Origin of the sequence: Terrabacter sp. Ter38 (assembly GCF_024519435.1) — a bacterium.
Lineage (GTDB): Bacteria > Actinomycetota > Actinomycetes > Actinomycetales > Dermatophilaceae > Terrabacter.
In genome coordinates, this window is the sequence record NZ_JALJRZ010000003.1 from 166,453 (window position 1) to 191,031 (window position 24,579).

Sequence of the window (24,579 nt, forward strand, 5' to 3'; positions counted from 1 at the left end):
AGGCTCGCCCCTATGCGCAGTCTCACCCTGGCCGAAGCCCGCGAGCGATCCTCGCTGATCACCGTCACGTCGTATGCCGTCGAGCTCGATCTCGACCAGGGGACGGAGGTCTTCGGCTCACGCACCAGCGTCCGGTTCTCCTGCGCCCAGACCGGCGCGGGCTCGTGGATCGACCTCAAGGCCCGCTCGGTCGAGACGATCTCGCTCAACGGTGAGTCGCTCGACCCGGCCGACGTCGTCGACGGCCGCCTCCCGCTGGAGGGGCTGGCCGCCGACAACGAGCTCGTCGTGGCCGCGACGATGGCCTACAGCCACGACGGCCAGGGGCTGCACCGGGCCACCGACCCCGCCGACGACCTCGACTACGTCTACGGCCACCTCTTCCTCGACGCCGCCCCGAGCGTCTACGCGTGCTTCGACCAGCCCGACCTCAAGGCGCCCTACGACGTCACGGTCCACGCGCCCCTCGACTGGACGGTCATCGGCAACGGTGCGGCCTCCGAGGTCGGCGCCGGCACGTGGAGCCTCGCGACGACGAAGCCGCTCGCGACGTACTTCATGACGGTGTGCGCGGGGCCCTACGTCTCCGTCCACGACGAGCACGACGGCATACCGCTGGGCCTCCACGCGCGGGCCTCGCTGCGCGAGCCCCTCGAGCGCCACGCGGCCGAGCTCTTCGACGTGACGAAGCGGTCGTTCGACTACTTCCACGGGCTCTTCGGCATCCGCTACCCGTTCGGCGAGTACCACCAGGTCTTCGTGCCGGAGTTCAACGCCGGCGCGATGGAGAACCCCGGCTGCGTGACCTTCCGCGACCAGTACCTCTACCGCGGCGCCGCGACGCGCGACGAGCTGCTGACCCGGGCCAACACCGTCAGCCACGAGATGTCGCACATGTGGTTCGGCGACATCGTGACGATGAAGTGGTGGGACGACCTCTGGCTCAACGAGTCGTTCGCCGAGTACATGTCGCACCGGTGCCTCGTCGACGCGACCGAGTACACCGACGCCTGGGTCGACTCCTCGATCGTGCGCAAGGTGTGGGGCTACGGCGCCGAGCGCTCCCCGTCGACCCACCCCGTCGCCGGCGTCGAGGCGCTCGACGCGCAGAGCGCGCTGCAGAACTTCGACGGCATCTCGTACGCCAAGGGCGCAGCCACGCTGCGCCAGCTCATCGCGTACGTCGGTGACGACCAGTTCATCGCCGGCGTCCGTGCCTACCTCAACGACAAGTCCTACGGCAACGGCACGCTCGCCGACTTCCTCGCCGCGATCGAGACCGCGAGCGGCAAGGACCTCGAGGCCTGGTCGCGGGCCTGGTTGCTGACGGCCGACCGCGACACGATCTCGGTCGACGTCGACGAGCAGGCCGGCGTCGTCGAGTCGGCCGTCGTGCGCCGCGAGGCGCCGGCGGACCGGCCGGCCGACCGCCCGCACGCCTTCGACGTCGCGGGGTGGACCGACGGGCGCGAGCTCGGTCGTGTCATGGTCACCGTCACGGGACCCGAGACCGCCCTCGCCGAGCTCGAGGGGACGCCGGAGCCCACCGTCGTCGTGCCCAACGCGTCCGACCTGACGTGGGCCCGCGTACGCCTGTCCGACGCCACGGTGGCCGCGCTGCCGTCCCAGCTCGGCCAGATTCCCGACGAGCAGGCCCGCGCCGTCGTGTGGTCCGCGCTCATCGACGGGGTGCACGGGGCGACGGTCTCTCCCCAGGCCTTCCTCGACGTCTTCGACGCCGCGTGGCCGCTCGAGACGAACTCCTCGATCCTGACCCGGGTGGCGGCCTACGCCGAGCACCGGATGGTCCCGTACTTCGTGCCGCGCGAGCTGCAGGAGGCGGCCATGGCCCGTCTCAACCGGGCCGCGGTGGGGCTGCTCGAACGGGCCACGGCCGGCACGACCGAGTCGCTGGCCGCGGCCCGCCTCGTCGCCGGTACGAGCGACGACGAGGCGCTGCTGCGCGCCTGGGCCGACGGTCAGGGCCTGCCGGCCGGGCTCGAGGACGACGGTGACTTCCGCTGGATCGTCGTGCGCAACCTCTCGGCGCGCGGGCTCATCGGGGTGGCGGAGGTCGAGGCGTTCCGCGCCAAGGACGACACCCTGCAGGGCGGGCTCAACGCCCTCATGTGCCGGGCCAGCCTGCCCGACGCGGAGGCCAAGGCCTGGGCGTGGGAGCAGCTGACCGGCCGCCAGGGCCGCTCCAACTACGAGATGGTGCACCTGGCCCGCGGCTTCTGGGTCGCGCCCGACGACTCGCTCGTCGCCGACTACGTGCCGCGCTACTTCACCGACGTCCCGGCGATGTCGGACTGGGTCGGGGAGGACGCCCTCTCGCGCGTCGTCCTCGTCGCCTTCCCGCGCATCTTCGACGACGAGACGGCACGTCTCAGCGCCGCGGCCATCTCGCGTGACGATCTCACCCCTGCGGTCCACCGCTCCCTCGTCGACGCCGACGCCGAGTTGCGTGAGGCACTCGCGTCGCGGGCGACGTTCGGCGCGGCCGTCTGATCACGGTGGGCGTCCCGACGCGCGACGCGCTCCCGGACGTCGTCCGCGACGTGTGCGGCTCTCATCTCGCTCTCCTCGACGAGCGCGTGCCGGGGCTGCTCGAGGGTCTCTACCTGCACGGGTCGCTCGGTTTCGGCGGGGAGTTCCACGCCGGCAGCGACATCGACTTCGTCGCGGTCACGAGCCGCCGCCCCACCGAGGCCGACGTCGAGGTGCTGCGGGAGGTCCACGCCGAGCTCGCCCGTCGTTGGCCCGAGCCCGACTACGACGGCTTCTACGTCATCGAGAGCGACCTGGCCGGTTCTCCGGGCGGCGTGCCAGAAGGACCCGGCGTCCTGCACCAGTGGTTCGACGTCGGCACCCACTGCGACCTCAAGGAGATCACGTGGCGCGAGCTGCGTGACCACGGGATCACCGTGCGCGGCAAGGACGTCCGTGACATCGCGATCGCGAGCGACGACGCCGCACTGCACGACGCCACCCGCGAGAACCTCGACACCTTCTGGCGCTCGCAGCTCGAGGCGATGGAGCACCACCCGCGGGAGGCGTCCCTGCCCCAGGCTGCCGAGTGGGGTGCTCTCGGGGCGCCGCGGCTCGTCCACCTGCTCGTGACCGGGCAGCCGACGTCGAAGTCCGGGGCGGGCCGGTGGGCACGCGCGGCGTACCCCCACCACCGTGAGATCGTCGAGGAGGGCCTCCGGGTGCGGGAGCGTCCTGACGACCTGTCGACGTATGCCACCGACCCCGGTCGTCGTCGCCGTGACCTCGTCGCCCTGATGACCGAGGTGATCGCCGACGGGGTGGCGATCACGGCCCCGCCGCGGCAGTGAGTCGCACGCCGCCCACGGGGTGGGTCGTCGAGCGGGCCGACGTCACGTCGGCGGAGTCGGCCGTCCTGCTGCGTGACTACCTCGTCGACGTCAGCGACCGGTGGTTCCGGCTGCACGAGGACCGCGACTCGACGCCCGAGGAGATCGAGCAGAGCCTCGCTGAGATGCCGAGCGGCGACCTCGCCCCGCCGACGGGTGACTTCGTCGTCGCGCGGTCGGGGGAACGGCTCGTCGGCTGCGTCGGTGTGCGCCTCGTCCCGGACCGGTCCGACGTCGCGGAGCTCAAGCGGATGTTCGTCCGGCCGGAGGCGCGCGGGACCGGCCTCGCGGGGGCGCTGCTGGGCGCGGTGGAGGAGGCCGCTCGCGACCTCGGTGCGACGACGGTCCGGCTCGACACCCGTCTCGACCTCGTCGAGGCCCGCGCGCTCTACCGCCGGCAGGGCTACGTCGAGGTGCCGGCCTTCAACGAGGGCGACTACGCCGAGGTCTGGTACGCCAAGACTCTCCGTTGACCGCTGGTTCGTGGAGATCGTCCGGCACCCGATGCCGAAGGATCTCCACGAACCGCTCCTAGGTCAGGTCGTACGCGGTCGCGTGGCGCGGCTCGTAGAGCTGGATCTCGTCGGCTCCGGGGACCGCCATCATGACGACGAGGCCGTAGCGCTGGTTCGTGGGCTCGGTCGTGAACTCCGCTCCGCGCGCGATGAGCTCGTTCATCGTCGAGCGCAGGTCGTCGCACATGAGCGAGATCGCGTGGTGCCGCGGCGCCGACCACGTCGTCCCTTCCGGCCCGCGCGTCGGATGCACCCCGAGCTCGCTCGGGCCGGTCCCGAAGATGAGCCACGCCGCGTCGTCCGAGACGTCGGCGCCGGGCTCGTCGGTGACGCACGGCCACTGGAGCACGTCGCGGAAGAAGGCGCGCGTCGCCGGTGCGTCATCGGAGTACACGAGGTTGTGAACGGCTGTGATCATGCACGGGACGCTACGCCGTCGAGGGCCGGGACGGCATACGCCATCGGTGCCGACCGTGGGTCACCAGGGACTGGGCTCGTAGTCCTTGACGAAGCAGCCGTAGAGGTCCTCGCCGGCCTCGCCGCGCACGATCGGGTCGTAGACGCGGGCCGCGCCGTCGACGAGGTCGAGCGGGGCGTGCCAGCCCTCTGCGGCGATGCGCAGCTTCTCGTCGTGCGGGCGCTCGTCAGTGATCCAGCCGGTGTCGACGGCCGTCATGAGGATGCGGTCGGTCTCGAACATCTCGCCCGCACTCGTGCGGGTCATCATGTTGAGGGCGGCCTTGGCCATGTTCGTGTGCGGGTGGCCGGGCCCCTTGTAGCGGCGGGAGAACTGCCCCTCCATGGCGGACACGTTGACGACGTACGCCCGCCGCGCACCGCCGCCGACCGCGGCTCGCATCGCCGGACGCAGACGCGAGACGAGGATGAACGGCGCCGTCGAGTTGCACAGCTGCACCTCGAGCAGCTCGAGTGGGTCGACCTCCTCGACCTTCTGCGTCCACGAGTTGGTGCGCTGGAGGTCGGGCAGCAGACCGCCGGCGTCGACGGCGGTGCCGGCCCGGTGGGCCTCGAGGCTCGCGTGCCCGGCGGTCAGGGCCAGTGCGGTCATCGACGCGGCTGTCTGGGCCGCGATCGCGTGCTCGACCGACTCGCCGTCGTGGTGCGCGACGGCATGGGTGCCGAGAGCGCCGGCGATGGAGGCCGGGTGCGCCTCGCTGATCCGGTCGAAGGTCACCATCTCGGGCAGGGCGACGCCGTCGGGCAGCGGAGCCGACTCGAGCTCGACGAGGTTGCTGTAGGCCCCGGGGGAGCGCCGCACCGTCTGGGCGGCGTTGTTGATGAGGATGTCGAGCGGCCCCGCCGCGCTGACCTCGTCGGTCAGGGCGACGACCTGGGTGGGGTCGCGCAGGTCGATGCCGACGATCTTGAGCCGGTGGATCCAGTCGGCCGAGTCCTCCATGGCGGAGAAGCGGCGCATCGCGTCCTTGGGGAAGCGCGTCGTGATCGTCGTGTGGGCGCCGTCGCGCAGCAGGCGCAGCGCGATGTACATCCCGATCTTCGCCCGGCCCCCGGTGAGCAGGGCGCGCTTGCCCGTGAGGTCGGTGCGCTGGTCACGTTTCGCGTGCGAGCGAGCCGCGCAGTCCGGGCAGAGCCAGTGGTAGAACGCATCGACGAGCGTGTAGTCGGTCTTGCAGATGTAGCACCCGCGCGGGTTGATGAGCTCTCCGGCGAAGGCGCCGGTTGCGTTGGACACCAAGGGGATCCCCTTGGTCTCGTCGTCGATCCGCATCGGCGACCCGGTGGCCGTCGACTCGATGACCTGCCGGTCGGCCTTGCGCTCGGCCCACGTCTTCGCGTTGCGCCGGTCCTTCTTGAGCCGCTTGTACATCAGCGACGCGGCGCGCTTCAGGGTCTCGAAGTCCGGGTCGTCGATCTCGAGCGAGGGCGCCAGGGCCAGCACGCGCACCGCGGTCGCGACGTCCTCGGGGTCGAGGTGCACGACGGCAGCGGGGTCCAGCTCGTTCTCGGTCTCACTCACCGCGCAAGGGTACGCGGGTGGCTCGCTCCGCCCCCAATCCGCGCTCCCGGCCGGAGAGATGACGTATGCCGCCGGGCCGGCGTCCGTCCGAGCCACCGGGAACGTGGTGGCGGGGACGGGCGCGAGCCCGACGGCATCCGAGACCGGGGAGGGTGGCCTCGCCCGGGTCACGTCCAGCGTGTCGTCACCCTGTCCGTGACCCGGCGCGAAGTGGAGAGGTCAGTTCGAGCTGACCGGCTTGACCGCGAGGGTGACGGGGACGTCCTGGCGGGCACCGTCCCGGATCACCGTGAGCGTGGTCTTGTCGCCGGCCGTCATCTCGCGGATCTGGGCGACGAGGGCCGTCGCGGAGTCGATGCGCTGGCCGTCGACGGCGATGATGACGTCGCCGTTCTTGATGCCGGCGTTCGCTGCGGGAGTGCCGCTGTTGACCGCGACGACCTGGGCGCCGGCCCGCTTGGCGCTGCCGTCGGAGACGACCGTGTCGCGGGTGCTGACCCCGAGGAAGGCGTGCTCGGCCTTGCCGCTCTTGATGAGCTGGTCGGCGATCGACTTGGCCTCCTTGACCGGGATCGCGAAGCCGATGCCGATGTTGCCGCTCTGGCTGCCGCTAGAGCTCTGGCCCAGCGACGCGATCGAGCTGTTGATGCCGATGAGCTCGCCCTTGGCGTTGACGAGCGCGCCGCCGGAGTTGCCCGGGTTGATCGCGGCCGACGTCTGGATGGCGTTCGTCACGACCTCGTCGCCGGACGTCTGCTGCTGGCCGAGGGGCGACTCGCTCGCCGTCCCGGTGCTGACCGGACGGTTGAGCGCCGACACGATGCCCGTGGTGACGGTGCCCGACAGGCCGAGCGGGTTGCCGACGGCCATGGCCGGGTCTCCGACCTTGAGGGCCTCGGAGTCCCCGAGCGTGATCGGGGTCAGGTCGCTCGGTCCGTTGGTCAGCTTGATGACGGCGAGGTCGGTCGAGGGGTCGGTGCCGACGATGGTCGCGGCGTAGGTGCGCCCGTCGTTCAGCGTCACGGTGATCGCGCCGTTGCCGGTCGCGTCCCCGACGACGTGGTTGTTGGTGAGGATGTGTCCGCTCTTGTCGAACACGACGCCGGAGCCGGCGCCCGACCCCTGCTGGGTCGTGACGTCGATGCTGACGACGCTGGGCGTCACGGCGGCGGAGACGGCGGTCCAGTCGGGAGCCGTGGCGTTGCCCTGCACGACCGTCGGCGAGGAGCCCTGGTTCTGGTTGGTCGTCGACGTGGTGGACGTCGGCGACGTGGCGGTGCCCTGGTCGCCGAGCTGCGTGGCGGCATACGTGCCACCGCTCGCGAGGACGGCCGCGAGCAGCGCGACGCCGATGGTCTGGCCGACGCGGCTCTCGCGCTTGGGCGCCGGACGGCTGCCCTCACCCAGGGGCGGCGTCGGCGGGGCCGGCGGCGCTGGTGGTAGGGACTGGCTGTAGTAGCTGCCCTGCGGGATCTGCTGGGTGTGGTCCTCAGGTGCCAGGGTCATGGCTCCTCCTCGCTCTGGTCTGTTGTCTCCATGACATCGACCCAGCTTTGGACGACGTTGTGGTGTTCCTAGGAATCGGCTGTGCCTTGGGAGGAGCCATGGTGACGTGGCTCACTCGTGGTCCGGGTGATCGGGAGCTCGACGACGACGGTGGCCCCACCACCGGGAGTCTCGTCGACACGGACCGTGCCGTCGTGGGCCTCGATGATCGCGTGGACGATGGCCAGCCCGAGCCCGTTGCCGCCACCCTGGCCACGGCTGCGGCTGCGGTCGGCGCGGTAGAAGCGCTCGAAGACGTCGGCGCGGGCGTCGACGGGTATGCCGTGTCCGTGGTCGCGGACGTGGAGTGCGACGTGCTGGGGGTCGACCCGTCCGACGAGGATCTCGATGGGGGTGCCGTCGGGGGTGTGCACGCGCGCGTTGGTCACGAGGTTGGTCACGACCTGCCGCAGCTGCTGCTCGTCGGCCCGCAGCTCCGTCGGCTCGATCGGTCCGCTGACGCCGGTCGCGACGATGTGACGTTCCGGCGCGATGGTGCGCGCGTCCTGGGCCGCGTCGGCCGCGAGGACGGCGAGATCGACGGTCTGCAGCTCGAGCGGGCGTTCGCCGTCGAGGCGGGCGAGGGTCAGCAGATCCTCGACGAGACCGCTCATCCGGTGCGCCTCGGACTCGATGCGCCCCATGGCACCGGTCACGGCGTCGGCCGTCGGCAGCGCGCCCTGGCGGTAGAGCTCGGCGTAGCCGCCGACCGCTGCGAGCGGGGTGCGCAGCTCGTGGGACGCGTCGGCGATGAAGCGGCGCATCTTCTCCTCGTTGGCCTCTCGCGCGGCGAAGCTCTGCTCGATCCGGGCGAGCATCGCGTTGAGCGACCGGGAGAGCGAGGCCACCTCGTCGTCGGTGTCAGGCACGTCGACGCGCTGGGTCAGGTCTCCCACGGCGATCTGGGCCGCAGTGTCCTCGATGCGGGTCAGCGGCCGGAAGGTGCGCCCGATGAGGTACCAGCCGAGCAGCGCCGTCAGGAGCAGGGCGATGGCACCGATGGCGGCGGCATACAGGAGGAACTGGCTGACAGTGGCCTCGAGCGGCCGCAGGGGCAACGCGACCTCGACGATCCCGCTGCTCTCGTCGTTGAGCTTGGCGAGAGCCAGCCACTGGCCCTCCCCGGTGGCGGAGCCCACCTGGAACGTCGACGGCTCGAGCAGGTTCGAGTCGGTGAGCTTCGGCGTGGGCAGGGCAGGGGTCGCGGGCTCCAGGAGTACGGCGTCGCGGAGGTTCGTGATCTCGCCGGTCGACAGGTCGAGCACCTTGGCGGTGAAGTTCGACGGCAGCTGCGAGCTCGTCGCCTGCAGCTCGGAGAGCTCGACCGAGGCCAGGCTCGCCGCGTAGACCTTGAGCTCCTCCTCCGTCTGGCTGACGAGGTAGCCGCGCAGCAGGGCGCTGACCGCGAGCGAGGTGACAGCGAGGGCTGCTGCGACGAGACCGAGAGTGACGGCGAGGAGGCGCCAGCGCAAGGGCAGGGCCCGCAGGCGGCGGGTCAGCGAGCGTCCACGCACCGCGGCGTGCGGGACGCTCGCGTCGTCAGCGGGGGCGCGCAGGTCGGCCGCCGGGGCGGTCAGGTCGGCCATCCGGTCAGGGGGCGGGCAGCTCTTGGGGCACCCGGAGAACGTAACCCACGCCGCGCTTGGTGTGGATGAGCGAGGGGCCGTCGGCATCGATCTTGCGCCGGAGGTAGGAGATGTAGGACTCGACGATGCCGGACTCGCCGCGGAAGTCGTAGTCCCAGACGTGGTCGAGGATCTGCAGCTTCGAGAGCACCCGGTTGGGGTTGAGCAGCAGGTAGCGCAGCAGCTTGAACTCGGTGGGGGACAGGTCGATGATCCGCCCCCCGCGGCGCACCTCGTGGGAGTCCTCGTTGAGCTCGAGGTCGTGGAAGCGGAGCGTCGCGCCGTCGTCGGCCTGCCCGCGGGTGCGGCGCAGGACCGCCCGGATGCGGGCGATGACCTCCTCGAGGCTGAACGGCTTGGTGACGTAGTCGTCGCCACCCACGGTGAGGCCCTGGATCTTGTCGCCCGTCGCGTCGCGAGCGGTGACGAAGACGATCGGCTGCTGGCGGCCGCGGTCGCGCAGGCGACGGGTCACCTCGAAGCCGTCGACGTCGGGGAGCATGACGTCGAGCACGACGAGGTCGGGCTCGGACTCGGCGGCCATGGCGAGGGCGGTCGTGCCGTCACCGGCCGTCTCGACCTCGAAGCCGGCGAAGCGAAGTGAGGTTGCGAGGAGCTCGCGGATGTTCGGCTCGTCCTCGACGACGAGCAGGCGAGCCTCGGGTGCCGCAGCTGTCTGGGTGTCCACGGTCCCAGTGTCAGGGTGTTCGCTGGGAGTTCGCTGGGAACGACGGAACCGGTCGCGGCGACCGTTCAGCGCCCGGAACGGGACCGGCCGACCGCGAGTCAGCGCGTGCGAGCCCTGGCCAGAGCCTTCCTGAAGTCGCTGCCGCCCATCGAGGCACAGTCCTGCGCGCGCCGTCGCTTGATCACCACGGGGCACCTCGTGCACCGCGGGCTGTCCTTGCAGCACGTGGACTTCGGCTTGAGCTTCGCCACGTCCTCGGCCCTGAGCTCGCCCACGTCGACGACGCGAAACAGGCAAGGCTTCTCTGACCTCATGGAGTCGCAGGGTGAGCGGTCCCGACGCTCAGAGGTCGTCGGCGTCGACGATGCGGTACGCGTACCCCTGCTCGGCGAGGAAGCGCTGCCGGTGCGCGGCGAAGTCGGCGTCGACGGTGTCGCGGCTGACGATCGTGTAGAAGTGCGCCGTGCGCCCGTCACCCTTGGGGCGCAGGACGCGACCGAGGCGCTGGGCCTCCTCCTGGCGGGAGCCGAAGGTGCCGCTGATCTGGATCGCGACGCTCGCCTCCGGCAGATCGATGGAGAAGTTCGCCACCTTGCTGACGACGAGCGTCGTGATCTCGCCGGTGCGGAAGGCGTCGTAGAGGCGCTGGCGCTCCTTGACGGTCGTCTCTCCGGTGATGACCTCGGCACCGAGCCGCTCAGCCACCTCGTGGAGCTGGTCGAGGTACTGCCCGATGACGAGGGTGGGCTCGCCGGCGTGCTGCTCGGCCAGCGTCTCGACGACGGGGAGCTTGGCGTCGGAGCACGACGCGAGACGGTAGCGGTCCTCCGGCTCGCTCACGGCATACGCGAGGCGCTGGCCCTCGGGCAGCGTGACGCGCACCTCGACGCAGTCGGCGGGAGCGATGTAGCCCTGGGCCTCGATGTCCTTCCACGGCGCGTCGAACCGCTTCGGGCCGATGAGGCTGAAGACGTCGGCCTCGCGGCCGTCCTCGCGCACGAGGGTCGCGGTGAGGCCGAGGCGGCGGCGCGCCTGGAGGTCGGCGGTCATCCGGAAGATCGGTGCCGGCAGCAGGTGCACCTCGTCGTAGACGATGAGGCCCCAGTCGCGGGCGTCGAGCAGGTCGAGGTGCGCGTAGGCGCCCTTCCGCTTCGTCGTCAGCACCTGGTAGGTCGCGATGGTGACCGGGCGGATCTCCTTGCGGGCGCCGGAGTACTCGCCGATCTCGTCCTCGGTCAGCGTCGTGCGCTTGATCAGCTCGTCCTTCCACTGCCGCGCGCTCACCGTGTTGGTGACGAGGATGAGGGTCGTCGCCTTGGCGGCGGCCATCGCGCCAGCGCCGACGAGCGTCTTGCCCGCGCCGCAGGGGAGGACGACGACTCCGGAGCCGCCGTGCCAGAAGCCGTCGACGGCGTGCTGCTGGTAGGGGCGCAGGTGCCAGTCGGCCTGGTCGAGGTCGATCGGGTGGGCCTCACCGTCGACGTAGCCGGCCAGGTCCTCGGCCGGCCAGCCGACCTTGAGCAGCTCCTGCTTGAGGGTGCCGCGCTCGCTCGGGTGCACGACGACGGCGAGGTCGTCGAGGCGCTCGCCGGTCAGCGGCTTGATCTTCTTGTGCCGCAGCACCTCCTCGAGCACCGGCCGGTCCGTCGTGCGCAGCACGAGACGGGTGCCCTCGGGGCTGTCGGCGAGACCCTCCTTGGTGAGGGTCAGGCGGCCGTAACGGTCCATCGTGTCGGCCACGTCGACGAGCAGCGCGTTGGGGACGGCATACCGGCTGTGGGTGATGAGGGCGTCGACGACCTGCTCGGCGTCGTGGCCGGCCGCGCGGGCGTTCCACAGGCCGAGCGGCGTGATGCGGTAGGTGTGCACGTGCTCCGGGGCACGCTCGAGCTCGGCGAACGGAGCGATGGCCCGGCGTGCGGCCTCGGCGTTCGGGTGGTCGACCTCGAGGAGGAGGGTCTTGTCGCTCTGGACGATCAGGGGTCCGTCATTCATCGTGTGGAGACAACTCCGAGCGTGGGTCGAGGTATTCCGTCGGGGGCCATCGCGAGCCGATACCTCGGCCGGGGCGTGGGGCGTGCTGGTGACAGTATGGGCGCATGCGATCCCCACAGGTCGAGGCGGCGACGGGGCTGCCCCCGAAGGTGACGATCTACGAGGTCGGTCCGCGCGACGGCCTGCAGAACGAGAAGACGATCGTCCCGGCCGCGACGAAGGTCGAGTTCATCCGCCGTCTCGAGGCTGCCGGGCTCGGCACCATCGAGACGACCTCGTTCGTCCCGGCGAGGTGGGTGCCACAGATGGGCGACGCCGAGGAGGTGCTCGCCGGACTCGGTGCCGACGGGCTCGGGCGCCGCCGTCCCGCCCTCGTGCCCAACGAGCGCGGCCTCGACCGCGCCGAGGAGCTCGGGCTCGGGGCGATCGCGATCTTCGGCTCGGCCACCGAGACCTTCGCGCAGAAGAACCTCAACCGGTCCGTGAGCGAGCAGTACGCCATGTTCGAGCCGGTCGTGAAGCGCGCCCTCGCCGACGGCATGTGGGTGCGCGCCTACGTCTCGATGTGCTTCGGCGACCCGTGGGAGGGCCCGGTGCCGATCGACCAGGTCGTCGACACGGCCGAGCGGCTCATGGACCTCGGCTGCCACGAGCTGAGCCTCGGCGACACGATCGGCGTCGGCACGACGGGCCACGTCCACCGGCTGCTCGAGGCGCTTGCCGCGCGAGGCATCGGCACCGACCGCATCGCCGTGCACTTCCACGACACCTACGGGCAGGCGCTCGCCAACACCGTGGCCGCCCTCCGCGACGGCGTCTCGGTAGTCGACGCGGCCGCCGGCGGGCTGGGTGGCTGCCCCTACGCGAAATCCGCAACCGGCAACCTCGCCACCGAGGACCTCGTCTGGGCCCTGCACGGCGCGGGCGTCGAGACCGGGGTCGACCTCGACGCCCTCGTCGAGACGTCGGTGTGGATGGCGCAGCAGCTCGGCCGCCCCAGCCCGAGCAACGTCGTGCGCGCCCTCGCCGGCGCCTGACCCGCTCCTCAGCCGGAGGGCTGGTCCTTCGTGAGGTGGAGCAGCCAGTCGCGGTCGGTGCGGATCAGGGCGTAGCGGCGCGAGGCGTCCCGACCGTGCAGCACGAAGACGATCCGGTGGTCGTCGCGCGACTCCTCCTCCCACCATCCGGTGTCGGCGACCGCCTTGTGCTCGTCGGTGTACGTCAGGTGGTCCAGGTCGTGGTCGTCGACGGCGACGGCGAGCCGGTCGTGCCGGCTCGTCGTCGGCAGGCCCTTGGGCACCGCCCACGAGCGCAGGACACCGTCCTCCTCGAGCCGCAGGTCGAAGTGCGGCCGCGGCTTCCGGTGGTCGTGGAGGACGTATGCCGGCCGGTGGCCCTCACGGATGCCGTTGCCTGTCAAGGCTGCTCAGCTCTCGAGCGTCGCGCCGGTGATCCGGTGGACCGAGAACGACTTCTCGTGGCCGGACTCGTCCGTGGCCCGGACGCGGCCGCCCTCGACCTTCTGCGGGTGGATGAGGTGGCGGCTCGTGGCTCCGTGGCCGTCGGAGTAGCCGATCCACACGCCGTGCCGGTCGGCGACCGCGTCGCGCAGCAGCGAGAGGGTCACGACGGGATCCATCGCCTGGATGCGCGGGCCGGGTCGGGTCTCGTCCTCGACGCGGCGTTGGTCGGCCGTCGCCTCGGCCGCGCGCAGCCCGTCGACGAGCGACTGGGTGTAGGGCCGGTCGACCGGCGAGACCATCGGGCCGGGGCCACGGCGGCGTGAACCCGCCCGGCGGCGCGGCGTCTCGGCGTGGACGACGGCGCCGTCCTGTCCCTCGTGCACGGGGGCGAAACCGTTGTCGCGCAAGAGGTCGACGAGGACGCGCGGGTCCGCCGACGACACGAGCACCGTCGGCGCGAGCCGCCGCAGCCGGAGAGGCGTGAGGTCGCGCGACGCGAGCATCGTGTCGAGCACGGCCGCGTCGTCGGACCGGACGTAGGCCGCCGCCCCGCCGATGCGGGTCTGGCCGTGCTTGCGCGCGACATCGGCGACGAGGTACTCGAGCGGCTGCGGCACCGGGGTGCGGCTCGACCGGCGCACGGTCTCGGTGAAGTCGGCCGCGGTCCACCCGGCGTCGAGCGCGCGACGCACCGACTCGGGCGTGAAGCGGTAGACGGTGGCGCCGCCGCGGGACTCGACGTCGGCGGCGAGGCGCATGAACGACCCGAGACCGCCGACGAGCGGGCCCGGGGCGACCGCCGTGAGGTCGGCCTGGACGAGGATGTGGTCGACCGGCGACGGCAGGTGCGCCGACATCCCCGCCGCGACGGTCTCGGCCACGGCGCCCGACTCGGCCGGCGTCTGCCCGTTCGAGGTGATGTCGGCAGCGCTGCCGCTGGCGCGGTCACCTCGACCCCGCGCGGGGCGCCTGCCGCTCGAGGTGTTCGCGACACCGGCCTTGCTCGCGCCATCACCTCGAACCGGGGGGAGGGGCGGGGGGAGGAGGGGGGCGACGAGCGCACGGCCGGCCTCGGACAGGGCCCCGCGACCGGTCACGCCGAGCCACTCGGACTCGCGCAGCACCGCCTCGACGGCCTCGTCGAGCACGGCGGCCGACCGGTTCGGCCGGCGCCAGGCCAGGCGCTGGCGCAGCGAGGTGTGGTCGGCAGCGTGGCCCTGCGCGAGAGACGCCAGCTCACGCAGCACCTCGCGGCGGATCGCCCGGATCGCGGGCCACTGCACGTCGGGGCCGAGGGCGTTCGCCGGACCGGCTCCGGTGCTGCGTCGACCCACGAGGTGTGGGGCCCGGGTCGACCCGAGCCAGGCCATGGCCAGCGTCGCCCACCGGTGCCCGGCCTCGCTCGAGCTCCACTCGTCGATCTCCGACGTGGGCGCCCACACCGGCACGACTTCGCCGTCGTCGGCGACGAGCCCGGCGGCATACGCCAGCTCGACGACGAAGGCGGTGTGCTCGGGGTCGAGGTCGAGCGTCATCTGCGTGACGCGGAGGTCGCGCACCGACAGGCCGCCGGCGCGCAGCACCCGGGGTGGCTCGGCGCCCCACGCCGCGGCGAGCTCGTCGAGGTGGGTCAGGCACTCGCTCGCGGCACCGCCGGCGGCGGCGTCGACGAGCGCGACGGGTCGGGCCTCGATGTCGGGTGGCGTCAGCTCGGCCGACCGGTGCAGCCGCCCCTCGCGCAGGACGAGGCCGACCTCGCGGGGGAGCGCGACGCGGTCGGTGGAGACGGGGACGAGCAGGTGGTGCTCGAGCAGCCACCGGGCCGTAGTGCGTCCGGGCGTGGCCGTGGGTAGCACGCCGAAGGCCGGCCCCCACGTCATCCGCTCGAGCATCGCCCGCGAGTCGTCGGGGGCCTCGGCGAGGGCGGCCCGGATGCGGTCGGGGGCGGCGTGCTCGGGAGGTGACGAGGGCCGCAGCTCGCGCATCGGCGCCCCGAGGCCGGCGACCGCGGTGCCGAGGACCTCGGGCACCGTGCGCACGACGTGGTCGCCGTCGGCGCCGCGCCAGAGCAGGGCTGCGCGCCAGAGGTCCTGCACGATCGCGTCGACGGTCGCGGCGTCGTCGGTGCCGAGCAGGTGCAGCAGGGTGCTCCGCTCGGCAGCGTCGCCCGCCACGACGACGGCCTCGAGCACCTGGAGGTGGCCCCGGTCGAGTGCCTCGACGGCGCGCTGGACGCTGGCCCGGGTGCCGGCACGCGCGGCCAGGCTCGTCAGGTCGGCCGGCGCCGGGCGCGCGAGATCCGGGCGCGCGAGCACGAGGTCGATGAGCTCTGCGTCGCTGCGACCGCGGATGTCGTCGGCGAGGCTCCGGCTCGAGGTGGCCATCCTCCCAACCTACTGCCCGCCACGCCGTGCCCCCGACCCGCGACGGCGGCGCGCACCGCTAGCGTTGCCCCATGAGCGCGCTCTCACCTGCGACACCCGCCGAGCCGTCCCCGGCGCACCCGACCGGGCAGCAGTGGACCATCGGGCACGGTCCGTTCGAGGTGACCGTCGTCGAGGTCGGGGGCGGCCTGCGCACGTTCACCCGTGACGGCGTCGACGTCGTCGCGGGCTACGCCGCCGACGAGACGTGCGCGTGGGGTCGTGGCCAGCAGCTCATGCCCTGGCCCAACCGGATCCGCGACGGGCGCTACACGTTCGCGGGCACCGAGCACCAGCTGTCGGTCACCGAGGTCTCCCGCGGCAACGCGAGCCACGGCTTGGTCCGCTGGGCGCTGTGGGAGCTCGTCGAGCTCGAGGACGACCGCGTCACCGTCGGCTACCGCCTCCACCCGCAGCCGGGGTGGGACCATTTCCTCGACCTGCGCACCACCTATCTGCTCGACGACTCGGGCCTCGTCGTGACCACGGCCGCCCGCAACGTCGGGCCGTCGGAGGCGCCCTTCGGCTACGGCGCCCACCCCTACCTCGCCATCGGCGAGACCCTGCTGCCCGACGTCGAGCTGCGCATCCCGGGCGCGACGTGGGTCGAGGTCGACGACCGGCTGCTCCCCGCCGCGACCCGTCCGGTCGACGGCGAGCCCTGCGACTTCCGCCAGCGTCGCCCCGTGGGTGAGGCCCGTCTCGACATCGCCTACACCGACGTCGTGCGCGACCCCGACGGCATGTGGCGCGCCACCGTGTCGGCCGCCGACCGCACGACGACGCTCTGGGCCGACGCCGCCTTCCCGTGGCTGCAGGTCTTCACCGCGATCGCCGAGGACCGCAAGGGCGAGGTCGGCATCGCCGTCGAGCCGATGAGCTGCCCCGCCGACGCCTTCAACTCCGGGGAGGGCCTCGTCGTGCTGGCCCCGGGCGAGGAGTGGACCGGCACGTGGGGCATCTCCCCGGCCTGACCGCGTCGACCGGACCGTCCATGGGACGCCTCAGTGGCCGAGCAGCACGTCCGAGGCCTGCTCGAGGGCCTGACGGGCGTAGCCCCGCCACATCCGGCCCACGAGCGGCAGGACGCGGGCGGCATACGTGCTCGTCGGGTGCAGCGTCCAGCTCCACGTCACCCGCACGCCCGTGCCCTCCGGCGCGAAGGTCCACCGGCCGTCGACGTGCGAGACGAGCGGCTTGAACGCCCCGGTGAAGTCGGTGAGGACGTAGTCGAAACGATCCGGCCGCACGACCTCGGTCAGCCGTTCGCGCATCGTCCCGCCGTCGGCGAGGGCGATGGTGCGGGTCTGTCCGACCTCTCCCCACGGACCGGTCTGGTCGCGCACCTCGCGGATCGGAGGCAGCAGCCCGTAGCGCCGCGACATGAGGTCGGTCAGCGGGTGGGCGAGCAGGCCGTCGTACGCGGCGGCGACCTCCACGGGGACGGCACGGGAGGACTCGAGGTGCAGGGGCGTGGGCATGCCCCAGCGTAGGTCGACGAGCCGGCCGGTCGGGGTCTCGACACCTGCGCGGCGCGGAATCCGGCTTGCCCCGAGCCGTTAGGCTGGAGCGGAGCGCAAGGAGCGCCATCGAGTCGTGCCGCGAGAGCGCCGACCGAGATCTGAACGAGGTGGACTGTGCCGACTGGCAAGGTCAGGTTCTACGACGCGGACAAGGGCTTCGGATTCATCTCCGAGGACTCGGGCGCGGACGTCTTCCTGCACGCGAACGCGCTCCCCGCGGGCGTCACGAACCTGAAGAAGGGCGTGCGTGTCGAGTTCGGCATCGTCGAGGGCCGCAAGGGTGCCCAGGCGCTGTCGGTCACGGTGCTCGACCCGGTCCAGTCCGTCGCCGCCAACAAGACCGCACAGACCCGCAGGACGCCGGAGGAGCTCACCGTCATCATCGAGGACGTCGTGCAGCTCCTCGACGGCGTCGGCAACGGCTACCGCTCCGGACGCCGTCCCGACCGCAAGCTCGCCTCCACCGTCGCCCGTGCCCTGCGCGGCCTCGCGGACGAGCTGGAGAAGTGAGCTGATGACCGTCACCACCCCCAAGACGGACGCCGTGCTGCTGGCCGCGTCCGACCTCGCCCGCAGCGTCCTCGAGGACGTCGCCGAGCCCGGAACCATCGGCGCGCACCTCGGCATGGACCTGCTCCAGGAACGCCTCGGGATGCACTGGTTCGAGTGCACGTCGCCGGGCTATCGCGGCTGGCGCTGGGGCGTCAGCGTCGCGCGGGTCTCGCGCGCCAAGGTGGCGACGGTCTGCGAGACCAACCTGCTGCCCGGTCCCGACGCCGTCCTCGCACCCGAGTGGCTGCCGTATGCCGACCGGCTCGCTCCCGGAGACCTCGGTGCCGGCGACGTGCTGCCCTTCCGCCCCGACGACCCCAACCTCGAGGCCGGCTTCGAGGCCACGGGCGAGGAGGACGTCGACCAGATGGCCTTCTTCGAGCTCGGCCTCGGACGTCCGCGCGTGCTCTCCGCCGAGGGGCGGGAGGTCGCGGCGAGCCGCTGGTACGACGGCGACCACGGCCCGACCGCTGAGATCGCGACGAAGGCCACCGCGCACTGCACGACGTGCGGCTACTTCCTGCCGATGGCCGGCGCCCTGCGCGCGACGTTCGGCGTGTGCGCCAACGAGTGGAGCCCGTCCGACGGCCGGGTCGTCTCGCTCGACCACGGGTGCGGTGCCCACTCCGAGACCGACATGGACCACCCCGAGCCGATGCCGATCGGGGAGCCGATCGTCGACGAGTTCGCGGTCGACCTCGAGCCGGCCGAGCGCGCGAACCGGGACGCCGAGGACCGGGACGTCGAGGACCGGGGCGAGGAGTCGCACGGCTCGGACGACCCGGTCACCGACTGACCGCGCCCGACCACGGACGAACCACCCGGCATACCCGGGTGGTTCGTGCGTTTCCCCGGCTGTGCGGCAGGGCGGAGGCGGAGGCGGGTCAGGCTGCGTCGCTCGCGTTGCCGCGGCCGCGCCACACGTAGACCCAGCCGATGACGCCGAGCACGAAGCCGGCCACGCACGTCCACGGCCACCAGTCGCGGTCGCCCTCGTGGAGGGCGGGCACGACGAGGATGACGACGAGCGCGACGACCCACGCGGCGAGCCCGACCTCGATGATCCGCAGCATCGGCACGGGCAGCGGTGCGATCTGCTCGGGCGTCGTCGGCTCGGCCGGCCGGGCCGGCACGTCGGGGGTGGTCTCGTCGCTCACGTGGACAGCCTAGGGTCTCGTCACACGCCTGAAACGCGCCGCCACTAAGGTGTGCGCCATGTCGACGGATACACGCAAAGCGCCCACACAGACCGGGCTGGACGGCTTCTTCAAGATCACCGAGCGCGGGTCGACCGTCGCTCGCGAGGTCCGGGGCGGCGTCGTCACCTTCTTCACGATGGTCTACATCGTGGTCCTCAACCCCATCATCCTCTCGGGCGTCGTCGACGGCTCGGGCACCATGATCGGCGGCACGACCGACCTGGCCGAGAGCAAGCTGCTCGTCGCGGTCGGCACGGCGGTCATCGCCGGCGTCATGTCCATCCTCATGGGCCTCGTCGCGAACTTCCCGATCGCGCTGGCCGCCGGGCTCGGCATCAACGGCCTCATCACCGGCATGGTCATCACCCACTCGGCCGACAAGATCACCTTCGCCGACCTCATGGGCCTCGTCGTCATCGAGGGCGTCATCATCCTCGTGCTCGTGCTGACCGGCTTCCGCAAGGCGGTCTTCAGGGCCATCCCGGGGCCGCTCAAGGTGGCGATCTCCGTCGGCATCGGCCTCTTCATCGCCTACATCGGCGTCATCGACGCGGGCTTCGCGCGCCGGCCCACGACCCCCGGATCGGTCCCGAGCGAGCTCGGCATCGGCGGCAGCCTCGACGGGTGGCCGACCCTCGTCTTCGTCTTCGGCGTTCTCCTCATCGCCGTGCTGCTCATCCGCAAGGTCAAGGGCGCGATCCTCATCGGCATCGTCGCGGCGACCGTCCTCGCGATGGTGCTCGAGGCGGTCTTCAGCATCGGACCGCGCGTCTTCGACGACAAGGGCGCGCTGACCAACCCGTCGGCGTGGTCCCTCACCGTGCCCAAGCTGCCCGACTCGATCACCAACACCCCGGACCTCGGGATCCTCGGCCAGTTCAGCCTGCTCGGCTCGTTCGAGAAGATCGGCGTCGTCACGGCCCTCATGTTCGTCTTCTCGCTCCTGCTCGCCGACTTCTTCGACACGATGGGCACCGTCGTCGCGATCGGCACCGAGGCCAAGCTCCTCGACGAGGACGGCAACCCGCCGCACACCGACCGCATCCTCGTCGTCGACTCGGTCGCCGCGATCGCGGGCGGCGCCGGTGGCGTCAGCAGCAACACGTCCTACATCGAGTCCGCGTCCGGGGTGGAGGAGGGTGCCCGCACGGGGCTCGCGTCGATCGTGACGGGCGTGCTCTTCCTGCTCGCGACGTTCCTCGCCCCGCTCTTCGCCGTCGTCCCCTCGGAAGCCGCGGCCCCGGCGCTCGTCATCGTCGGCTTCCTCATGATGACCCAGGTCAAGAACATCGACTGGGACGACATGGAGATCGCGCTGCCGGCCTTCCTCACCATCGTGCTCATGCCGTTCACCTACAACATCTCCGTCGGCATCGGTGCCGGCTTCATCGCCTGGGTGCTCGTCAAGATGGCGCGCGGCAAGCGCCGCGAGATCCACCCGCTGCTGTGGATCGTCGCCGCCTTCTTCGTCGTCTACTTCATCAAGGCGCCGCTGGAGTCGATGCTCACCTGAGTGACGCTGTCGGACGAGGCGGTTCGCTCCCGCAACGCCAGAGCACGTGTGCCGTGAAGGCCCCCTCCCGCTCGGGAAGGGGCCTTCTCGTGTCCGGCGGGCCGCTCGGTGCGTGCCCGGTCTGTCCAGGGTTGGGAATGGTTAGCCGAGGTAATGAGTTAGGCTAAGTATCACCAGACTGCACTTCCGAGGATCCGCCCTTGACTGCCAAGAACCCGACCATCCGGCTCTCCAGAGCCGAGCTCGTCTCGCTCTCCAACGACATCCGACTCGCCTGCATGCGCATCTCGCGGCGAGTCCGTTTCGAGTCCGACCGCGAGCTGCCCCCGCACCAGTTCTCCGTGCTGTGCCGCCTCGAGGCCACCGCTCGCACCAACAGCGAGCTCGCCGACATCGAGCGAGTGTCCGCCCCGAGCATGAAGCGCACGACGACCATGCTCGTCGAGCGCGGCTACGTCGCCCGGGCCGACGACCCCACCGACGGCCGACAGGTGATCCTGTCGCTGACCCCCGAGGGCCGAAAGGCGCTCAAGCGGATCCGGAAGCACCGTGACGAGTGGATGCTCTCGCGCTTCGAACAGCTCACCGACGACGAGCGTGAGCTGCTCCAGCGGGCCGCCGCCGTGCTGGCCAAGGTGGCCAGCGAATGAGCCCCACCTTCCACTCCCTCTCGATCCCGAACTACCGCGTCTACGCCTCCGGCGCGATCGTCTCCAACGTCGGCACGTGGATGGGGCGAGTGGCCCAGGACTGGCTCGTCCTCACGGTCCTCACCGACCACTCGTCGACGGCGCTCGGCATCGTCACGGGACTGCAGTTCCTGCCCTTCCTCATCCTCGCGCCGTTCGCGGGGATGCTCGTCGACCGCTTCCCGAAGCGGCGCATCCTCTTCCTCACCCAGACGGCGCTGCTCGTCACGGCACTGCTGCTCGCCGTGCTCACCGCGGCCGGGGTCGTCGAGCTGTGGCACGTCTACGCGCTCGCCTTCCTCCAGGGAGTCGCGACGGCCGTCGACAACCCGGCCCGGCAGACCTTCGTCTCCGAGATGGTCGACACCGAGCACCTGCCCAACGCCGTCGCGCTCAACAGCGCCTCGTTCAACCTCGGCCGCCTCGTCGGGCCGGCCGTCGCCGGCCTCGTCATCGCCTGGTTCGGCATCGCGCCCGCGCTCTACGTCAACGCGGCGACGTTCGTGTTCGTGCTCGTGGCGCTCCTGCGGATGAACACCAGCCTGCTGACGCCGTCGCCCCGGGCCCGAGGCAAGGGACAGATCCGCGAGGGACTGCGCTACGTCAAAGGACGCCCCGACCTCGTGCTCATCATGGCGCTCGTCTTCGTCCTCGGGACCTTCGGGATGAACTTCCAGCTGACGATGGCGCTAATGGCCACGAAGGTCTTCGACAAGGGCCCGGGGGAGTACGGCCTGTTGGGCTCGATCATGGCCATCGGCTCGCTCACGGCGGCCCTGCTCTCGGCTCGCCGCGCCCGGCCCCGGATGCGGGTCCTCCTCGTCGCCCTCGCCGGCTTCACGGTGTCGACGGCCTTCCTCTCGATGGCGCCGACCTACGTCATGTTCGCCCTCTTCCTCGTGCCGACCGGCCTCGCCGCCCTGACCGCGCTCACCACGGCCAACGCCATGGTCCAGGTGAGCGTCGACCCCGTGATGCGGGGCCGGGTCATGGCCCTCTACATGGCGATCTTCATGGGTGGCACGCCGATCGGCGCGCCCGTGATCGGATGGATCGGTGACGCCTGGGGACCCCGCTGGACGATCGCCATCGGCACGGTCGCGGTGGGTCTCAGCCTCGCAGCGGTTGGACTCTGGGTCGCACGTCGGCAGAATGTCGCGGTGACCATCCAGACCCAGCGGCGCCCCCGACTCCGGATCCAGCTCGCCTCGGTGGTGCCCTCGGCCCCCGAGGTGACCAAGTGAACTTCAAGTTCCGCCACCGCATCACGGTCGCGGCCCTCCTGCTCTTCATCGCCATCGCCGTCATCGCCGCGTTCGTCAAGCGCTGAGCCGTCCGCCGGAGTGGGCTCGGCTGCGGACGGGTCTGCGGGCGGGCAGGTGCCCGTCCCTAGGATGGGCGTCTGCCACCCGTCGAGACCAGCGCGGAGGAGCCAACCATGGCCGCCCAGAGGTTCGTCGACCTGCTCAACGAGCAGATCGGCCACGAGTACGCCGCCCACCAGCAGTACGTCGCGATCGCGGTCTACTACGACACCCTGACGATGCCGCAGATGGCAGCGCTCTTCTACCGTCAGGCGGTCGAGGAGCGCGACCACGCGATGATGATGGTCCAGTACCTCCTCGACACCGACTCGACGGTGGCGATCCCGGGCGTGGCCGCGCCGACCAACGCCTTCGCCGACATCGTCGAGCCCGTCGAGCTGGCGCTGGCCCAGGAGAAGCGCGTCACCGACCAGATCAACGCGCTGACCGCCGTCGCCCGCGAGGAGCACGACTTCGCGTCCGACCAGTTCATGCAGTGGTTCATCAAGGAGCAGGTCGAGGAGGTCAGCTCGATGTCCGACCTGCTGACCGTCGTCCGGCGCAACCGGGCCGACGTCGAGAACATCGAGGAGTACCTCCGCCGCGAGGCCAGCAGCGAGCAGGCCGACGCCTCCGCCCCGCCCATCGCGGGTGCCCTCGCCTGACGGTCGTGCCGTCACGCGAGGCTCGCGGGCGCCGCGGCCACGACGAGAGCGGCCGCCCGGACGGGCGGCCGCTCTCGCGGTGAGGGGTGCTGCTCGGCCGACAGGGTCTCGTTCAGCCGAGCAGACCTCCGGTGGGACACGTCACGACCTTGGCGTCGAGGACGCAGACGACCTTCGCGGTCAGCGGGTCGAGCACCCGGACGAGGTCCTTGGGGTCGCCGCTCAGCAGTGGCAGGTGAGGCAGGGCGAGCAGCCGCACGATCTCGGCCGGCAACGTCGGCACGGGCACCTTCGTCACGGGCACCTTCGTCACGGACGGCAGCGGCACCGTGACCGTCGGCAGCGGGACGCCGGGAACCGACGGCAGCGGGATCGGCAGGCCAGGTGCGCCGGGCTTCGGCTTCGGGGCCGGCTGGGGCGGGGCCGACGGCTTCGGTGACGCCGAGGGCTTCGAGGTGGCGGACGGTGCGGGTGACGGCTTCGCCGAGGAGCTCGGTGTGGGGCGTGCGCTCGGCGAAGCCGTCGAACGGGGAGCCGGCGAACCGGCATACGCGAAGCCCGAGCCCTCGGGGGTGGCGGAGCCACTCCCTGCGGCAGGGCGGGCAGCGGGGATCGCGCTCATCGGGACCACGGCCACGCCACGGCGGTAGGCGTCGGCGATGGACAGCACCGTGCGCACGTAGGAGTCGGAGTGGTTGTAGCGCAGCACGGCGTCATGGGCCGCACCGGGCTGGCGCAGGTCGGTGCCGCCCGAGCACAGCAGCACGCCGGCACCGGTGACCGCGTCGGTCAGGCTCTGCGGGTTGGCGACGCCGTCGCCGTCACCGTCACGGCCCGCCACGGACCACGACGTCGGGATGAACTGCATCGGGCCGACGGCGCGGTCGAAGGTCGTGTCGCGGTCGAGGGCACCGCCGTCGGTGTCGGTGATGCGGGCCGTGCCGCGCGACCCGTCGAGCGGGATGCCGATGATGCCGGGTCGGGCGATGCCGCTCGCGTCGAGGACGTTGCCGCCGAAGCGTGCGTGGTTGCTCTCGACGCGTCCGATGGCTCCGAGCAGGGCCCAGTCGATGCCGCAGCCGGGCTTGATGCTGCCGAGGACGCCGGCTGCGCGCTGGTAGGCCGTGACGGCCGCCGCGGGTATGCCGTTCGCGTCCAGGCGGACCGGCGCGAGCGAGTCGATGGCCGAGATCGCGGCCTTTGCCGGCCCGGCCACGTTCACGCGGGCGTAGTCCTGGGTGAAGGTCTGGTAGATCGGCGGCAGCTGCATCGGCGCGGGCGCCGGGCCGGCCTGCGGGTAGAGCGGGCTGCCCCCGGAGATGGCCTGGTCAGGCACGGTGATCGCCGACGTCGGGGCGACGGTGTCGCTGCCGCGGGTGGCGGCGAACGCGATGCCGGCGGTCACCAGGGCGATGACCGGCACGGCTGCAGCGACCCGGCGCGCGGTGGTGCCTGCGCGGACGATGCGGACCATGGTGACTCCTCGAATGCGACAGCCGCC

Annotated in this window: 22 protein-coding genes; 11 read left to right on the top strand and 11 right to left on the bottom strand. The window is 71.7% G+C overall.

The window, feature by feature from the left end; all coding sequences use genetic code 11:
• Nucleotides 1-12: 12 nt before the first annotated feature.
• The 3 genes from pepN to NR112_RS08155 are packed head-to-tail and all read left to right on the top strand — an operon-like array spanning nucleotide 13 to nucleotide 3,853.
• Nucleotides 13-2,511, top strand: a complete 2,499-nt coding sequence (gene pepN / locus NR112_RS08145) for an aminopeptidase N (protein ID WP_256793494.1) — start codon at nucleotides 13-15, stop codon at nucleotides 2,509-2,511.
• Nucleotides 2,512-2,516: 5 nt separating this feature from the next.
• Complete coding sequence (locus NR112_RS08150) at nucleotides 2,517-3,341, top strand: hypothetical protein (protein ID WP_256793495.1); 825 nt, start codon at nucleotides 2,517-2,519, stop codon at nucleotides 3,339-3,341.
• The gene (locus NR112_RS08155) at nucleotides 3,338-3,853 is read left to right on the top strand and encodes a GNAT family N-acetyltransferase (RefSeq protein ID WP_256793496.1); all 516 of its coding nucleotides are present in this window, start codon (nucleotides 3,338-3,340) and stop codon (nucleotides 3,851-3,853) included. The genes NR112_RS08150 and NR112_RS08155 overlap by 4 nt, the downstream gene beginning before the upstream one ends.
• A gap of 58 nt (nucleotides 3,854-3,911) precedes the next feature.
• On the opposite strand, the gene NR112_RS08160 is transcribed toward NR112_RS08155, so the two are convergent.
• The 6 genes from NR112_RS08160 to NR112_RS08185 all read right to left on the bottom strand — a co-directional run bounded on the left by NR112_RS08160 (nucleotide 3,912) and on the right by NR112_RS08185 (nucleotide 11,747).
• Nucleotides 3,912-4,313 carry a VOC family protein gene (locus NR112_RS08160; RefSeq protein ID WP_256793497.1) on the bottom strand — a complete coding sequence of 134 codons (402 nt, stop codon included), beginning with the start codon at nucleotides 4,311-4,313 and terminating at the stop codon, nucleotides 3,912-3,914.
• A gap of 60 nt (nucleotides 4,314-4,373) precedes the next feature.
• Nucleotides 4,374-5,894, bottom strand: a complete 1,521-nt coding sequence (locus NR112_RS08165) for an SDR family NAD(P)-dependent oxidoreductase (protein WP_256793498.1) — start codon at nucleotides 5,892-5,894, stop codon at nucleotides 4,374-4,376.
• Between the two features lie 219 nt (nucleotides 5,895-6,113).
• On the bottom strand, nucleotides 6,114-7,400 hold the full coding sequence (locus tag NR112_RS08170) for a S1C family serine protease (RefSeq protein WP_256793499.1): 1,287 nt from the start codon (nucleotides 7,398-7,400) through the stop codon (nucleotides 6,114-6,116).
• A gap of 68 nt (nucleotides 7,401-7,468) precedes the next feature.
• Nucleotides 7,469-9,025, bottom strand: coding sequence for a cell wall metabolism sensor histidine kinase WalK (locus tag NR112_RS08175; protein WP_256793500.1), 1,557 nt, complete (start codon nucleotides 9,023-9,025; stop codon nucleotides 7,469-7,471).
• A gap of 4 nt (nucleotides 9,026-9,029) precedes the next feature.
• Nucleotides 9,030-9,752: a response regulator transcription factor gene (locus NR112_RS08180; RefSeq protein ID WP_256793501.1), complete on the bottom strand. Its 723-nt coding sequence runs from the start codon at nucleotides 9,750-9,752 to the stop codon at nucleotides 9,030-9,032.
• A 342-nt stretch (nucleotides 9,753-10,094) separates the two neighbouring features.
• Nucleotides 10,095-11,747, bottom strand: a complete 1,653-nt coding sequence (locus tag NR112_RS08185; protein ID WP_256793502.1) for a DNA repair helicase XPB — start codon at nucleotides 11,745-11,747, stop codon at nucleotides 10,095-10,097.
• A 104-nt stretch (nucleotides 11,748-11,851) separates the two neighbouring features.
• Between NR112_RS08185 and NR112_RS08190 the strand changes: the two genes are divergently transcribed.
• Nucleotides 11,852-12,784 carry a hydroxymethylglutaryl-CoA lyase gene (locus NR112_RS08190; protein ID WP_256793503.1) on the top strand — a complete coding sequence of 311 codons (933 nt, stop codon included), beginning with the start codon at nucleotides 11,852-11,854 and terminating at the stop codon, nucleotides 12,782-12,784.
• 8 nt (nucleotides 12,785-12,792) lie between these two features.
• Here the strand turns inward: NR112_RS08190 and NR112_RS08195 are convergent, their stop codons facing one another.
• Together NR112_RS08195 and NR112_RS08200 are read right to left on the bottom strand one after the other, a co-directional pair.
• Nucleotides 12,793-13,167, bottom strand: coding sequence for a DNA polymerase ligase N-terminal domain-containing protein (locus tag NR112_RS08195; protein ID WP_256793504.1), 375 nt, complete (start codon nucleotides 13,165-13,167; stop codon nucleotides 12,793-12,795).
• A 6-nt stretch (nucleotides 13,168-13,173) separates the two neighbouring features.
• A complete protein-coding gene (locus NR112_RS08200; protein WP_256793505.1) occupies nucleotides 13,174-15,594 on the bottom strand; it encodes a helicase-associated domain-containing protein in 2,421 nt (806 codons plus the stop codon).
• 71 nt (nucleotides 15,595-15,665) lie between these two features.
• On the opposite strand from NR112_RS08200, the gene NR112_RS08205 reads away from it, so the two are divergent.
• Nucleotides 15,666-16,607 carry an aldose 1-epimerase family protein gene (locus NR112_RS08205; protein ID WP_256793506.1) on the top strand — a complete coding sequence of 314 codons (942 nt, stop codon included), beginning with the start codon at nucleotides 15,666-15,668 and terminating at the stop codon, nucleotides 16,605-16,607.
• A 30-nt stretch (nucleotides 16,608-16,637) separates the two neighbouring features.
• On the opposite strand, the gene NR112_RS08210 is transcribed toward NR112_RS08205, so the two are convergent.
• Entirely contained in the window at nucleotides 16,638-17,114 is a 477-nt protein-coding gene (locus NR112_RS08210; RefSeq protein WP_256793507.1) for an SRPBCC family protein, read from the bottom strand.
• A gap of 156 nt (nucleotides 17,115-17,270) precedes the next feature.
• On the opposite strand from NR112_RS08210, the gene NR112_RS08215 reads away from it, so the two are divergent.
• Both NR112_RS08215 and NR112_RS08220 read left to right on the top strand, forming a co-directional pair.
• Complete coding sequence (locus NR112_RS08215) at nucleotides 17,271-17,666, top strand: cold-shock protein (protein ID WP_256793508.1); 396 nt, start codon at nucleotides 17,271-17,273, stop codon at nucleotides 17,664-17,666.
• Nucleotides 17,667-17,670: 4 nt separating this feature from the next.
• Nucleotides 17,671-18,504 (top strand): DUF3027 domain-containing protein, encoded by an 834-nt coding sequence (locus NR112_RS08220; RefSeq protein ID WP_256793509.1) that lies wholly within the window; start codon nucleotides 17,671-17,673, stop codon nucleotides 18,502-18,504.
• A gap of 88 nt (nucleotides 18,505-18,592) precedes the next feature.
• Here the strand turns inward: NR112_RS08220 and NR112_RS08225 are convergent, their stop codons facing one another.
• Nucleotides 18,593-18,865: a DUF2530 domain-containing protein gene (locus NR112_RS08225; RefSeq protein WP_256793510.1), complete on the bottom strand. Its 273-nt coding sequence runs from the start codon at nucleotides 18,863-18,865 to the stop codon at nucleotides 18,593-18,595.
• Nucleotides 18,866-18,923: 58 nt separating this feature from the next.
• Here NR112_RS08225 and NR112_RS08230 point away from each other — a divergent pair, with 58 nt between their 5' ends.
• From NR112_RS08230 to NR112_RS08245, 4 genes are all read left to right on the top strand, one after another.
• Nucleotides 18,924-20,420 (top strand): NCS2 family permease, encoded by a 1,497-nt coding sequence (locus NR112_RS08230; protein ID WP_256793511.1) that lies wholly within the window; start codon nucleotides 18,924-18,926, stop codon nucleotides 20,418-20,420.
• 200 nt (nucleotides 20,421-20,620) lie between these two features.
• Nucleotides 20,621-21,070: a MarR family winged helix-turn-helix transcriptional regulator gene (locus NR112_RS08235; RefSeq protein WP_256793512.1), complete on the top strand. Its 450-nt coding sequence runs from the start codon at nucleotides 20,621-20,623 to the stop codon at nucleotides 21,068-21,070.
• Entirely contained in the window at nucleotides 21,067-22,353 is a 1,287-nt protein-coding gene (locus NR112_RS08240; protein WP_256793513.1) for an MFS transporter, read from the top strand. Before NR112_RS08235 ends, NR112_RS08240 begins: the two co-directional genes overlap by 4 nt.
• Nucleotides 22,354-22,547: 194 nt before the next feature.
• Nucleotides 22,548-23,078, top strand: a complete 531-nt coding sequence (locus NR112_RS08245; RefSeq protein ID WP_256793514.1) for a ferritin — start codon at nucleotides 22,548-22,550, stop codon at nucleotides 23,076-23,078.
• 112 nt (nucleotides 23,079-23,190) lie between these two features.
• On the opposite strand, the gene NR112_RS08250 is transcribed toward NR112_RS08245, so the two are convergent.
• Complete coding sequence (locus tag NR112_RS08250; RefSeq protein ID WP_256793515.1) at nucleotides 23,191-24,552, bottom strand: lytic transglycosylase domain-containing protein; 1,362 nt, start codon at nucleotides 24,550-24,552, stop codon at nucleotides 23,191-23,193.
• Nucleotides 24,553-24,579 lie beyond the last annotated feature (27 nt).